We start from the raw sequence: 12,744 nt of genomic DNA, 5'->3' as shown, positions 1-12,744 counted from the left end.
AACAAATAAAATGAAAAATTTAAGTCTTTTAGTATTGAGTTTTGTGCTTTTGTTTGGTGCAACAGCTTGCGAAAGTGAACTTGATCTGGTTCCGCAAGGAGCGCCGTCAAGCGGAAATTTCTGGAAAACACCTGCTGATGCAAAAGCTGGGGTAAACGCTATTTATGCTTTATATTCTGATGATAATATGTACGGTCGTGGTTTTTTCTGGCTCAACAATGCTAGTGATGATATTGGTACAAAACCAAGACAAAACGCAGAACGTATCAAGAATTTTATTGTTGATGGTGCAGAATCTGATACCAAGGATATCTGGAGATTACATTATGAAGTAATGAAACGCTGTAACGACGTGATTCGTAATATCCCGAAGATCACTCTAGACGAAAAAACAAAAAACATGATGTTAGGAGAAGCCTATTTCAATCATGCTGTAATGCACTTAGAAGTAGCATATCATTACGGAGATGATCGCGCCGGAATCCCTATTCAGGATCGTGAAGATCCAACAAACGTCTATGTTCCAAGAGCAAAAAATGTAGCTGAAAACTATGCCTACATCGCAGCAGATCTAGTAAAAGCAGCAGATTTATTGCCGTATTTTAATGAACTTACGCCTGATAATTACGGACGCGCACATAAAACAGCAGCCTGGGGATATTTAGTTCGTACTTATTTGTATGCAAAAGATTGGGACAATGCGATTAAGTATGCCAATATGATCGTAAGCAGCGGAAAACACAAGTTGCTGGATAATTTTGAAGATGTTTTTAAAATTAAAAACAACTGGTCATCAGAATATATCTGGTCTGTAACATCAAGTGCAGAGAACACATCGTTGGGTTCTATTTTTCCTGGAGTTTGTCTGGAGGATAAAGGTTGGGGAGTTTACAACGGTTGGGGAAATTTTTATCCTACCAAAGAGTTGTTCGATACCTACGATCCAACAGATAAAAGACGCAGCGCAACAATTTTGCAAAAAGGAGATAAATTCATGTATTTTGGTGAATTAGTAACTTTTAACGAAGGAAAATATCAGGTAAGTTCGAGTAACAGAACCGGATATCAGTTTAATAAATATATGGAGCCTTTTGGTTATGCCAAAACAACGTCGGGCGGAATCGATATTCGTTATGTAAATGCTAACGGAGACAAACCTTCAACGGCTTTAAACGTGCCACTTTTGCGTTATGCTGATGTGATTTTGATGTTGGCAGAAGCCAAATTAATGAAAGGCCTAAACGCAGATACCGAAATTAATATGATTCGCCATCGTGCAGGTTTAGGAAACCTTGCCGGAGCAACATTAACAGATTTAAAAAGAGAAAGACGTTGCGAATTGGCAGGAGAATGGACAGACCGTCATTTCGATTTAGTACGTTGGGGCGATGCTCAGACAACCTACGCAAAACCTTTGCACCATTATAACGGAACCGTAATTTATCCTGCTCGTAATTTTAACCCTGCAATTCACCACGTTTGGCCAATACCACCGGATGAAATCGCAGTGAGCAAAGGAGCGCTTACGCAAAATAAAGGTTGGTAGTATGTAGTTTCATTTTGTTTGTTTAGTTTTTTTCTACTCTGCAAGCTTGTCGGAGCTTGCAGTGGTAAGAAAAAAATAAATGAATTTAATATAATAATAAGCCAGTCTTTTTTTAGGAAAAGGCTGGTTTGTGTTTAAAGAAATAGGAAAAGAATAACCCCAATTTTGTCATTTCGATTAAAAAAGATATAGTTACAAATAAACAAGTCCCAGCGGGACGATATATTTATTGCAATTCAATTTTAGATGAAAAGAGCCCATCGGGGTGGTATATATATCGCTCCGCTGGAGCTTTAATGAGGGGAAATATATAAATGCTATAAATATTACGCTCCGCTGGAGCTTTAATAATATGAAAAAAATAACCCCAATCTTGTCATTTCGACCGAAGGGAGAAATCACATTAGAAATTCCGCAAACAATATCGATAATCTTTGTCGAGTTCCGTGTGAGATTTCTCCTCCGTCGAAATGACAAACTGTACAAAATATTATTATGAAAAATGGTTGTCCTAGCCCCGATAGAAGTGGAAATCCTTTTGTGGCGGTGTTCGCAACAAAAGATTGAAACGCATAGCGGGATTAGCTCCTAAAAAAAAAAGAATATAATAAATAAAGTGACCTACAACTTTAGAAAACAATAAACCTAATTTTTCCAATGAAAAAAATAATCACCCTTTTTTGCCTTCAGTTTTTCTTGTTTGCGCAAGCACAGGAATACAGTTCATCTAACATTCATTCGCACAATGATTATGCGAGTAAACTTCCTTTTTACGAAGCGTATTCTAACGAAACCGGTGTTATCGAAGCCGATGTTTTTATCGTGAATAATGAACTTTTTGTGGCGCATACCTCAAAAGAAATTACGCCTCAGAATACGCTTAAAAGCCAATATCTGGATCCACTTTCAAATAAGTTAAAATCTTTAGGAGGAAAAGCTTACCCTAGCAATAAACATTTAATTTTAATGATCGATATTAAAACAGAAGCTGAGCCTACTTTAAAATTAATTGCACAACAATTAAAAACATATCCCGATTTAATTTCGAATAAAAATCTAAAAGTAGTAATTTCTGGAAACCGACCTTCTCCGGCAAACTGGAAAGATTATCCTGATTTTATTTATTTTGACGGAAGACTCAACGAAAATTATTCTCCGGAACAATTATCGCGTGTAGAAATGATCAGCGAGGATTTGAAAGAAATCACAATCTGGAATGGTAAAGGCGTAATGACCCAAGCAGATGCAGAAAAAGTACAGGCTATTATTAAAAAAGTACACGATCAGAACAAAAAAGTACGTTTTTGGGCTACGCAGGATAATGTAAATACCTGGATGACGCTGATGAATTTAAAAGTTGATTTTATTGGTACCGATAATGTTCCGGAATTAACCCATTTCATCAACAATATCAAATCGACATTTTATCAAAATACCGAGTTTCACCAAGCATACGTTCCCAAAAACGGATTAACATTTTCTAAAAAGAAACCAAAAAATGTGATTCTGCTAATTGGTGACGGAATGGGATTAGCGCAAATTTATTCTGGATATACGGCTAATAAAGGGCAGTTGAGTTTGTTTAATATTCCAATACAGGGATTTTCGATCACGAAATCTTCAGACAGTTACATTACAGATTCGGCAGCAGGAGCAACGGCAATGGCAACAGGACATAAAACCAATAACCGTTTTATAAGTGTCGATGAAAACGGAAAACCACTGGAATTAATTACCCAACAATTAGCTAAGAAAAACTATAAAACGGCAATCATTTCTGCTGGAAATATTACCGATGCTACGCCTGCCTGTTTTTACGCACATCAGCCGGAAAGAAGTTATAACGAACTTATAGCAAATGATTTTTTAAGTAATCCGTCGGATATTTTAATTGGTGGAGGAACAAAAGAATTTACATCAAGAAAAGATGGTAAAGACTTATCTAAAATATTGATTGAAAGAGGTTATACTTTTTCGGATAAATTCGGTTCACTAGATACGATTAAAAATAATAAGTTTATTGTTTTGGATGATGCTTCGGTGGTTTCTATGAAAAACGGAAGAGGGGATTTTTTAACGAAATCTTTGGCAAAAGCAACTTCTAGTTTTGCTAAAACAAAAAATCCGTTTTTTATCATGGCTGAAGGCGCACAAATCGATTATGGCGGACATCAGAATAATGTGGAATATGTGGTTCGCGAAATGCTTGATTTTGATAAACTGGTTGGTCAGGCAATGGAATTTGTAGACAAGAATCCTGAAACACTTTTGATTGTTACGGCAGATCACGAAACTGGCGGACTTTCATTAATAGATGGAAATATAGAGAAAGGTTCTGTACATGGTAGTTTTAGTACTAACGATCATACCGCAGTTCCTGTTCCGGTTTTTGCTTACGGACCTGGAGCCGAAAATTTTATGGGAGTCTATCAAAACACCGAAATTTATACTAAAATAATCAACCTTCTTTTGAAGAAGTAAACATAAAGATTTAGAATTAAAAGCCGCTTTAGAAAAAAAGCGGTTTTTTTTATGGCAGTCTTTTTTGTTGAAATTTTTAACGCATTTTTTTATAAAAACAGAATCTATGACAGAATGCATCACTTTTAAAATCATAAATTAGGAAATTTCACCAAAATAAAAAGTTAATTGAGCAATGCGATGTTTTTTTGTAGGAGATGAAAAAACAGGAGAAATTAAACTATAATAAGGTAAATTGGTGTTGAATTAAAAAAAATAAAAATAATTATTGAGTTTAAATCTATTTATAACAGTAAATCCTGACGTTTTCGTTAATAGGATAAGAAGTAAATTAACAGTTATTGTGCTGATATCTTATTATTAATGCTTTAAAAATAGAGTTTTAAAAATTCTGGAGCATAAACTTAAAGCCTTAATAATCATGACAGGTTTAGTCCCGGCATTGTTGTCTTTTACAAATTTCTGACGTTATTTTGTAGTATCTTTTTTTAACTATATATATAAAATAGAAAAAAGAAAATCAAAATAACAAAAACTAAAACAAATGAAGGCAACAATTACAGCTATAGGTGGCTTTGTACCAAGTTCTATACTTAGTAATGAGATGATTTCAAGAATGGTTGAAACCACTGGAGAGTGGATAGTAAAAAGAACCGGAATAAAAGAGCGTAGATTGGCTAAGGATGAAAATCAAGGAACATCTGATCTTGCTTGTGCGGCAATCGAAAATTTATTAGAAACTTATGATATAGATCGTTCAGAAATTGATGGTTTAGTATTGGCAACTGCAACGCCAGACCATCTTTTAACACCAACAGCAAGTAAAGTTTGTGAGAAAAGCGGATTTACCAATGCATTTGGTTTTGATCTTAATGCAGCTTGCAGCGGCTTTTTATATGCGCTGGAAATGGCTACTACAATGATCGAAAGCGGACGTTACGAAAAAATTGTCGTAGTTGGAGCTGATAAAATGAGTTCAATCGTAGATTATGAAGATCGTAATACCTGTATTCTTTTTGGAGACGGGGCAGGAGCGGTGCTTTTAGAGAAGACAGAATCAGAATACGGAATGATGAAAAGTATCCTGAGAACTGACGGCAGCGGAACATCTGCACTTTTAGTACCTGCAGGAGGTTCTAAACTTCCGGCAACTATGGAAACTGTTCTGGACAAAAAACATTTTGTAAATCAGGAAGGTGCATTTGTGTTTAAAAGAGCGGTAGAATCTATGAGTAATGTTTCAAGAGATGTTCTTGTGAGTAATGCATTAACTGTAGACGATATTGACTGGGTTGTGCCGCATCAGGCTAATCTAAGAATTATTAATGCAGTAAGCGAAAGCCTGAATATTGCAACCGAAAAAGTAAAAGTAAACATAGACAGATACGGTAATACAACTTCGGCAACGATCCCGTTATGTTTATGGGATTTTGCAGCTGATTTTAAAGCGGGGCAAAACATATTGATTACCACTTTTGGCGCTGGTTTTTCCTGGGGCGCAACTTGCCTGAAATGGGGAGTTATGCGAAATCTTAGAAATGTACAAGTTTCAAAAACAGAAAAAGAATTAGAACATGATTTAGTATGTAGCTAAATATTCTAAACATAAAAAAAAACTCCATGATTATGGAGTTTTTTTTATGACTTTAAAAAAGTGCTACATTGTCGCACCATTTATATTGTTTTCCGGATCTGTAATACTTTCGTTATCTGTTTGTTCATAGCTGCTTTTATCTAAATGCGCACTTTCGCACTTATCATCCCAATGTCCCCAATCTCCTTTATATGACTTTACATATATTAAATCAATATTGTTTGCCTTGTAAACCTGACTTTCGTATGGGCATTTTTTAAGGCTATCACTGTTGAAACTGTTTGAATTTTTCATGACTTGATTGTTTAAGTATTGAGCTCAAAATTAAGTCTTTAGCCTAGGTTGTTGTTACATGATAATCTGTATATGTTATTGAATTAACATCCGTTGGTTTGTAAATCTTTACCTATTATATTTTTTAGTCCTGTTTTGATTCTTCATTAAACTGTAATCACAAAAACCGTTTGAGACATATTCTATTTTGAATTCAGCGAGAAGCTGAGTCACTATTTCCATTGTCGCGTTTTCATCAAGACCAATTTGTGCCCCAAGATCTGTCACATTATGATGTCCGTTACTTTTTATTAAAGCTTCAAGAAATTTATCTTTATCTCTCATTGTTTTTATCTTTTTTCTGAATGTATATGTCTTAATTACTAAAGAGTATATTAACTGTTTGCTGTTCATGATATTTTGGTTAGCAAAAAACCTTTTGATAAGCAGCGATTAGCAGCAATAACAAGTATAACAAAAATTTTGTTTTCATAATCAGAATTTATTTAGTGCTGGTTTAATGCTAGCTATTCAGGAAAGATTGAAGATTGTACAAATGTTATATTAAATTGGTTATTGATTGTTTTTTAACCACTCTAAACGTCTTTGATCCGGAAGATGTGTAATTTTAAAATCTTCAAAAGTAGCAGTAAAACCTTTTCCGTCCGGACTTGCAGCCATCATACCCACTTGTACGGTTTTATGTTCCGGAAAATATACCGTATTAGTCATCGTGTAATTTACACCATCTGTAGAATAAAAAATTTCTACAGCGTCGAGTCTGCGTACCGCCTTCATCCAGACATTTTTTGGTTTCTCTTTTAACCCCATTACGCTCCATGAACTTTTATCGATAGTATGTACCGTACTTATATTATATACGCCATCTACATATTCTACTCCGGTTTTGATATAATTATTTTCATCAATTCTAAGCATCAGGCAAACCTGGTCGAATCTGGTTTTATAAACTCCGCTCATTTTTACAACAGCTTCAAACTCACCGCTTCTTTGTGTATATAAAAAAGGTCCGTCGTATACTGTAAATCCGTAATGGCTTTTGTTCCAGTAATCAGATTGTGGTGTAACCTGCATGATAAGTTTGTTGTCTTTTATTTCCCAATCAGCTGGTTCATTAAGCCAGTTCATTGAGTTTAATTTTTGAGCATTTCCTTTTGCGCAGATAATAAGTAAAAAGATTAGAACTAAGTGAATTCTCTTCATGATTTAGTAATTTGAGTTTTATTAATAATTTACAAAGTAGGTGATTCATTATTTTTACAGCAATAGTTATTTATAACCATTTTTTAGAAAACCGCATTTTTTTTCTATTTTTATACATCTATATGGTAATTCAATACTATTAGAAAATAAATGAAATAGTGTTATGAATCCCATCACCAAATTAGAAGATCATTTTTCTTTTGAATCTGTTGACAGTCCTGATAAACGCGAAGAAGCGTTGAAGGAAGTAATTAATAGGATGAAAGAATATGTAAAAATTGATCACTCGGTAGCTGTATTATCAGATCTTGCCGCCAACAAAAGTTATATTTTTACGGGTAATTTTGGGAGTTTTTTCGAAATGGATATTTCCGGTTATCTAACAATTGATTCTATTTGGGAAGAAGATATCTACAACCGCATTCATCCCGAAGATCTTTTTGAAAGACATCTTCTCGAACTTGAATTTTTTAATTTTTTAAAAGTACTGGAACCGGAAGAAAGATTAAATTATAGCACCAAATGCAAGATAAGAACACTCAATAGTAAGAAAGAATATCAGCATATACTGCATCGCAGTTTTTATGTCAAAAATAGTTCAGAAGGTGGTTTGTGGCTTGCGGTTTGTCTCTACAATTACTCTTTTGAAAAATCCGGAAGTGTACGAGGTATCGACGGAAGAATCGTTAATACCAAAACCGGGGAGAATTTTTATGTGGATACCTACGTAAACTGTATTAATTTATTGACATCTCGCGAAAAAGAAATTTTATTACTAATCAGCAAAGGCGAAATCAGTAAGGAAATTGCTAATCAGCTAAATATTAGTATTAATACAGTAAACAGGCACAGACAAAATATTCTGGAAAAACTGAATGTAAATAATTCTATTGAGGCAGTGCGTACGGCAGATGCCTTAAATTTATTGTAGTAATTATAACAGACCAAGTTTTTTAGCCTTTCCAATTAAATCCCTATCGCTTCCTTTTCCCATTAATAATTGTCCTTTTATATTTGCTTTTCTCTTTTCTATTGCACTCATTGATAAAGGTATATAGTTTGGAAGGTTAACAGTTTTGACGCCTTGACATATTAATGTTAATATTTTATTGTCATGATTATCCCAATTAATATTCTTTTTAAATAAGTCTCTTTGTGATTGTATTATTGTTGGGCTGCGATATATTTCATCATCCATAATCTTTTTACATATTACAGGAAATAGTTCAAAATTTATATCACTTTTAGCAATAAACCCCTCAGGATTTATTTCTTTAATAATTTTATCTACTGTCAATGGCTCGCTATGCATTGTAAGTAAAATTATTTTACAAGTAGGGTTTTTTTTTCTAAGAAGCATAGCAAGATCAGTACCACTCTCGATATTTAATTCCTTGTAGGGTGGAAGATTGATATCTAAAAGAGCGAGATCAATTTTCAGGTTTTGTTTTAATTGTCTACTTATTTTGTAATGAGCATCTTCACAATTATAACTTTTTAAAAAATTAGGTTTTTTGTCATTATAATTGATATTACTTAGAAGATTTATATATCCATCAACTGTCATAGGATGATCATCTACAATCAAAATATTATAACTCATAAATCATATTTTAAATTTCTCTCAATATTAGTTAATAATTTTATATGTCTAATACGTGATCCCGTAAAAATGTAAGGTTAGTTGTAAATTTTAACATTAATTTATAGTAAAATATATTTTTATAAGGTTTTTACTATTTTTTATTAAATTAAAATTGTTTTTTATATTTTTAGCTTTCTTCAGTATTTAAATAAAAAGCTTATTTCCTGTTAAAAAAAAACAACTCTTTCTCCGTTTTTTTTAAATGTAAATTAAATTTTACGGATATACCGTAATATCAATATAAAATGTAGTCTTTTTTTTGTATAAATATATTAAATTAAAACTATTATGAAAACAAGATTTTTTATTGCTGCATGTGTATTTTTTTCCTTTTGTTTCATCTCTTGTTCTACAGATGATATATACCAAGAAACAAAATCGACCAGTAATGATTTAAAAAAAGAGATGCCAAAATATATTAATGAAAATGTATACGCTAGGGCTAACGACACAATTAATGCAAGTACAGACCCTGAAATAATAAATGAGGAAGAAGGAGATCCAATTATTGTGAGACCAATTAGAGTAGATTAGTTAGTTTTTATTATTTTTCAAAAAAAAAGACTATTTCATTTATGTTTAAATTTTATAGTCTTTTTATTTCAAAACGCTATATTTGAAATTATAAAATAATACTTCAACTTTTGGCGACACCTTTTAAAATAATATTTTTATTTCTTGTAATGATTATTTTTTCATGCAAGAAAACTGAATTTACTGATTCTCATATTAAAACTAATATTTCATTAGATAATAAACATCTGGAAGGAAAAAATAAGGAAAAGTATTTAGATTCTATATTTGATTTATTGAAGGTTCAAAAAAATGATTCTGTCATTAGAAGTTTATATTTTAAATTATCTACAGAATACTATTATAATAATAATTTAAAAAAATCTTTAAATGCTAGTTTAGAGGTTTTCAGGTTGTCAAGTGAGGTTGATGACAAGCAGGGAATTGCGAAGGCACTTTACTATATTGGGGATAGTTATGGAAGTGTAAAAAAAGATAGTGCCTATTTTTATTATTTGCAAGCGCAGAAAGTATATTATAAATTATCAGATTATGATAATACAGCAAAGATGCTATTTAATAAAGCTTGTGTTTTATTTTATGATGGAAATTATATAGAATGTGAAGTTGAAATTTCTAAGGCTTTAAAGTTTTTAAAAGATTCTAAAGATCAGCGGTTACTTTATTCTTGTAATGCATTAATGGGTAGTTGTCTTGAAAAATTGGTTAATTATGATAAGGCATTATGGTATCACCAGATGGCTTTGAATAATTTAGAAAAGATGAAGCTTAATAATATTGATAAAGATGAAGTAAATAATTACAATGTAGCGTCAATGATTAATATTTGTAATCTGTATGATTTAAAAGGAGAATATTCAAATTCTATCATAAGGTTACAAGGTTTGCTTTCTAAAGATTTAGAAGAAAAATGGCCTAGATTATATGCCAATGTTTTAAGTAATCTGGCATATTCTAAGATGAAAAACAAAGAGTATCATAATGTTTATGCTATGTTTTCGAAATCATTAGAAATTTTAAAAAATAGTGGAGACGAATCAGATATTTTATATAAAAAAATTCATATTGGTGAATATTTCATAACACAAAAAGATACATTTAGAGCAATTAAAATTCTTAAAGAAGCCAATCAACTGGCTATTCAAATTAAGAATAGTAATGAAGTTTTAACATCATTAAAATTGCTCTCAGGTATAGACAAAAAAAACAGTTTGTCCTATGCAAATGATTATATTACCTTGAGTGATAGCATTAATATTGTTCAAAAAAATGCACATCAGAAATATGCAAGAATTGAATATGAAACCTCGAGAATAGAGAACGAGAATAAAATTTTGACTAAAAAAAACTTTTATATTTTGATTATTTCATTTGGATTAATTTTATTATTGGTTGTAATATTTGTTTTAAGATATTTTAAATATAAAAACAAAGAGCTGCAGTTTTTAATCAATCAACAAAAGGCTAATGAAGAGATTTATTTTTTGTTAATGGAACAAAATGAAAAAATTAGCAGAGCAAAAGATAGTGAAAAATCAAGAATATCAAAAGAATTACATGATGGTGTAATGAATAAAATATATGCTGTAAGAATGAATTTAGGTTTTTTTAATTCTAAAATTGATGAAAAGATAATTGAAAAAAGAAAAGAATATATCTATGAATTACAAAATATAGAGAATGAGATAAGAACTATATCACATGACTTAAATAAAAATTATTTTTTAGACAATAATGATTTTGATTTACTATTGTTAAACTTAATTGAAGGTCAGACAGCATTAAGCAATACTCATTTTGAATATATAAGTAAAGGAATTTTTGATTGGACAAATATTCAAAATATTTTTAAAATTAATATATATCGCATCATTCAAGAAGCTAGTTTTAATGTAATTAAATATTCTAATGCAGAAAATTGTTCTATTGAATTGATCGTTATTGATGATCAATTAAAACTTATTATTGCTGACAATGGAGATGGCTTTGATGCTAAAAAAAATACTGCCGGTATAGGATTACAAAATATAAACGAAAGAGTAAATCATTTAAAAGGTAATTTTAGTATAAAATCTGCAAAAGGATTGGGAACAATAATTGAAATTATATTTGATGATATATATATGTTTAGAATGTAAGATTTCTAAATTTTTCTTAGGATATTAATTATTACTCTTTATTTATTCAATGCTTAGAAAAGCTATTTTCAGATTATTGATCTTCATTTATCACTCCGTAAATATTATGTAAAAACTCCGTAATAGATTAATTCATTCTCCCAATATTTTTGATGCGGAAACTTTATTAAAAAAACATTTCATTCTTTTACTAACATTAGAATACCGGTAAATATTATTTACGCAAAACGAGAGGCACTTTAGGTTGCTAATTATGGAAAATAAATATTGGTTTAATTAATTAAAAATAAATTTTATGCAGTTATTTTTGCTGCCTTTTGCAGGAGGAGGTTTTTACTCATTTGAGTTTTTAAAAGTAGAACTTCGAAATTCAGGAATTGATATTCATTCTCTAGAACTTCCTGGTCGTGGAAAAAGATTGAATAGTGATTTTGTGTCTAACAAAACAGATGCTATAGCTGACTATGTTGCTCAGATAAATGAGCTTAGAAACAGTGAGCCCTACATTATATACGGTCATAGTATGGGAGCAACCTTAGGACTTTCTGTAGCACATAAAATGGAAGAAAGTAACGATCCTCCGTTTCAAATAATTGTTACAGGTAACGCAGGACCTTGTATAGTAGAAAAAGACGATAATGGAGATGAGATAGTTGTTGACAGATATTTGCTCTCTGACATAGATTTTAAAAATGAACTTCGAAAATTAAACGGAATTTCTGATCAGGTTCTAGAGAACAAAGAGTTGTTTGATTTTTTTAGTCCAATACTCAGGTCAGATTTTGAAATATTGGAAAAACAGAGGCATTATGAAAAAGAAATAAAGATCAATACTCCGATACATGCCATAATGGGAGATAAAGAAAAGACATCTATTGAAATTGATAATTGGAAAAATTACACTAAAAATGATTTCACATCAGAAGTATTCTCTGGAGATCATTTTTTTATATATCAGCATGTCGATAAATTAGTCAATATAATAATGCATTATTCACAACCATTTCTTCAAAAACATAACCACTCTGATAACTGAACTTCGGATTATCATATTGATAAAATAAATCGAACCGTATACTATAATCCTAAAAAAAGAAAATAGGATTTATTAAATAAAATAGCTCATAATTTAAAAAAAAAATAAATTGTGTATTGCTCAATATATGGGTATGAAACCAGTTGTAAGAGTCTCCTTTTATAGCTGGTTTTTGTTTTTTTAATATGTTGATTAGGAGGTGTTATAGTGTGGTTTTTTAATGCAGGAGCACAAATCGTGCTGTTTAGAAGAAGTCCGTAATTTTTACATAAA

The 12,744-nt window shown here is 31.2% G+C and carries 11 protein-coding genes; 7 read left to right on the top strand and 4 right to left on the bottom strand.

Features of this window, described 5'->3' with window-relative positions; all coding sequences use genetic code 11:
• The first annotated feature begins 10 nt into the window (after positions 1-10).
• The 3 genes from ASF10_RS07685 (at position 11) to ASF10_RS07675 (ending at position 5,621) form a co-directional block, all read left to right on the top strand.
• Positions 11-1,546 (top strand): RagB/SusD family nutrient uptake outer membrane protein, encoded by a 1,536-nt coding sequence (locus ASF10_RS07685; RefSeq protein ID WP_056247419.1) that lies wholly within the window; start codon positions 11-13, stop codon positions 1,544-1,546.
• A 657-nt stretch (positions 1,547-2,203) separates the two neighbouring features.
• Positions 2,204-4,027 carry an alkaline phosphatase gene (locus ASF10_RS07680; RefSeq protein ID WP_056247349.1) on the top strand — a complete coding sequence of 608 codons (1,824 nt, stop codon included), beginning with the start codon at positions 2,204-2,206 and terminating at the stop codon, positions 4,025-4,027.
• A 544-nt stretch (positions 4,028-4,571) separates the two neighbouring features.
• On the top strand, positions 4,572-5,621 hold the full coding sequence (locus tag ASF10_RS07675; protein WP_056247348.1) for a beta-ketoacyl-ACP synthase III: 1,050 nt from the start codon (positions 4,572-4,574) through the stop codon (positions 5,619-5,621).
• A 63-nt stretch (positions 5,622-5,684) separates the two neighbouring features.
• Here ASF10_RS07675 and ASF10_RS07670 read toward each other — a convergent pair whose 3' ends face one another.
• The 3 genes from ASF10_RS07670 to ASF10_RS07660 form a co-directional block, all read right to left on the bottom strand.
• Complete coding sequence (locus tag ASF10_RS07670; protein WP_056247347.1) at positions 5,685-5,915, bottom strand: hypothetical protein; 231 nt, start codon at positions 5,913-5,915, stop codon at positions 5,685-5,687.
• Between the two features lie 108 nt (positions 5,916-6,023).
• Complete coding sequence (locus ASF10_RS07665) at positions 6,024-6,239, bottom strand: hypothetical protein (protein WP_056247418.1); 216 nt, start codon at positions 6,237-6,239, stop codon at positions 6,024-6,026.
• A gap of 228 nt (positions 6,240-6,467) precedes the next feature.
• Positions 6,468-7,118, bottom strand: coding sequence for a DUF1349 domain-containing protein (locus tag ASF10_RS07660; protein ID WP_056247345.1), 651 nt, complete (start codon positions 7,116-7,118; stop codon positions 6,468-6,470).
• A 163-nt stretch (positions 7,119-7,281) separates the two neighbouring features.
• Between ASF10_RS07660 and ASF10_RS07655 the strand changes: the two genes are divergently transcribed.
• The gene (locus ASF10_RS07655) at positions 7,282-8,049 is read left to right on the top strand and encodes a helix-turn-helix transcriptional regulator (protein ID WP_056247343.1); all 768 of its coding nucleotides are present in this window, start codon (positions 7,282-7,284) and stop codon (positions 8,047-8,049) included.
• Positions 8,050-8,052: 3 nt separating this feature from the next.
• Here ASF10_RS07655 and ASF10_RS07650 read toward each other — a convergent pair whose 3' ends face one another.
• Entirely contained in the window at positions 8,053-8,721 is a 669-nt protein-coding gene (locus ASF10_RS07650; RefSeq protein WP_056247341.1) for a response regulator, read from the bottom strand.
• 330 nt (positions 8,722-9,051) lie between these two features.
• Here ASF10_RS07650 and ASF10_RS07645 point away from each other — a divergent pair, with 330 nt between their 5' ends.
• From ASF10_RS07645 to ASF10_RS07635, 3 genes are all read left to right on the top strand, one after another.
• Positions 9,052-9,297 carry a hypothetical protein gene (locus tag ASF10_RS07645; protein ID WP_056247339.1) on the top strand — a complete coding sequence of 82 codons (246 nt, stop codon included), beginning with the start codon at positions 9,052-9,054 and terminating at the stop codon, positions 9,295-9,297.
• Positions 9,298-9,407: 110 nt separating this feature from the next.
• Complete coding sequence (locus ASF10_RS07640) at positions 9,408-11,435, top strand: ATP-binding protein (RefSeq protein WP_241774927.1); 2,028 nt, start codon at positions 9,408-9,410, stop codon at positions 11,433-11,435.
• Between the two features lie 295 nt (positions 11,436-11,730).
• Positions 11,731-12,471, top strand: coding sequence for a thioesterase II family protein (locus tag ASF10_RS07635; protein WP_056247337.1), 741 nt, complete (start codon positions 11,731-11,733; stop codon positions 12,469-12,471).
• Positions 12,472-12,744 lie beyond the last annotated feature (273 nt).

Source organism: Flavobacterium sp. Leaf82 (genome assembly GCF_001422725.1).
GTDB lineage: Bacteria > Bacteroidota > Bacteroidia > Flavobacteriales > Flavobacteriaceae > Flavobacterium.
Note: the sequence above shows the minus strand (reverse complement) of the source record. Positions and strands in the feature narration are given on the sequence as shown.